This is a genomic window from Oceanobacillus sojae (genome assembly GCF_900162665.1).
Classification (GTDB): domain Bacteria; phylum Bacillota; class Bacilli; order Bacillales; family Amphibacillaceae; genus Oceanobacillus; species Oceanobacillus sojae_A.
On sequence record NZ_LT727802.1, the window covers coordinates 1 to 1,532 of the forward strand.

The window sequence follows — 1,532 nt, forward strand, 5'->3', positions numbered from 1 at the left end:
ACTCAACTTTCGCACACTGAAATAGGCAGGTAAGCCCTGATATAGCTGGGTAAACCTGCAATCCATTGTTGGACTTGACTTTTGATTAATTTTTGTACCTTTTTATTGCTCATTTTCAAGGCATCTTCAAGAAGCTCGATCAACTGCTGAAGTGCCACAGCCCAATCGAGATCACTAACTTCATCACACAATTCATAAAACATGCCGCCAAGTGTTCGCTCGTCTGTGCTACATCGGTTTTGCCACGAGAGAACAATATAGCGTGCGAATACGATGGTCGTATGACTAATTAAGCCGTCATACGAACGACTTTGGAACTCTTTTTGAAGTTTTAAAAGAGATTTTGTTGTTTTGAAAAAAACTTCAATGTCCCATCTCATCCCATAAATACGAATGATTTCTTGATCACTAAGTGTACAATCGGTGCTTAGAATAGCTAACCATTCGCTCTTTTTATTCCGATTACGAACAAAGACAACTTTAATAGGAATGCCATTCGCTTGTGTCGTATGAATCGAACGAAGAATGCCTTTCTTTCCATCTGTTGGTTTCGCAAAACGATAAAGTTCTTTTAAGCTTACACGTTGGCCATTCACAAGGTAACGCTGTTTCAAGTTCTTTACCATGCCAATGACGTCCAAGCCTTGCTCTTTTATCTCCTTAACGAGAGGCTGATACGTGAACCAAGAGTCCATCAGCACATAGGAAGCATCGATACCGGCATTCATCGCGCGTTCCACCATACTTGGTAGTTGCTCAGGTGCGGTTTGTAATGCTTCTACTCTGCGTTTATAACCGGAACTACGCTTATCAATTTTTGATGATATGCCATTTATTTGGCTTTTCTTCGAGCTCAATAAAGAAAAGTCTACGGGAATGAACGTTGCACCATCTGACCAACCAAGCGTGAGCATACGGAACCCTTTATAAAAGCGCATCTTTTGGGATGCATGGTCAAAACAGCGAGCTAATAATTCAACCGATTTACTGCGGTTACGATCATACGAAGAATCATCTACAATCAATACTTTGGGGCGATCATGACGCGTTAAGCTGGTTACTTTTCCAATGGTATGAGCACTTAGAAATAGTAAGAACCTTCTCCAAGCGAAGGTAGATTTGTTTAAAAAACGATAGACAGCATTCTTCTCTGGACAATCACTCGCTTTGTTACTTTGAAGTATTTGATACCAGTTCTTATTTTCAAAGATCAAACAAAAAATCAATTGAAAAAGATAGGCACAAGTAAAACCGACAGACTTTGTAATACCAGCTTTTCTAAGATGCTTATACACGTTTAATTCTTTAAAGATGGAAGAAAGTTCATTTGGTAGTTGATTATTTTGGTCATTATTCGCTATCATATAGGAGACACCTCTTCTGTATTGGTAGTGTTTTCTAGTCAATTACACTATACCAAAAGTTGAGGTGTTTTTTTATACCTATTTCTAATGTCAACGACCATATTTGAACAGTAATAAGCTTTACGGCTAGTTAAATTGAATGCTTCTTTCTAGCTGCGAAAGTTGAGT

General features: G+C 38.6%; 1 protein-coding gene. It reads right to left on the reverse strand.

Annotation, left to right across the window (positions count from 1 at the left end; translation table 11 throughout):
• Nucleotides 1–2: 2 nt before the first annotated feature.
• Nucleotides 3–1,364, reverse strand: coding sequence for an IS4 family transposase (locus BN1068_RS00085; RefSeq protein WP_077600813.1), 1,362 nt, complete (start codon nucleotides 1,362–1,364; stop codon nucleotides 3–5).
• Nucleotides 1,365–1,532: the final 168 nt, after the last annotated feature.

Bases quoted from the DNA above. Each gene is read 5' to 3' on its own strand.
- BN1068_RS00085 (WP_077600813.1), bottom strand. From the start codon at position 1,364: ATGATAGCGAATAATGACCAAAATAATCAACTACCAAATGAACTTTCT.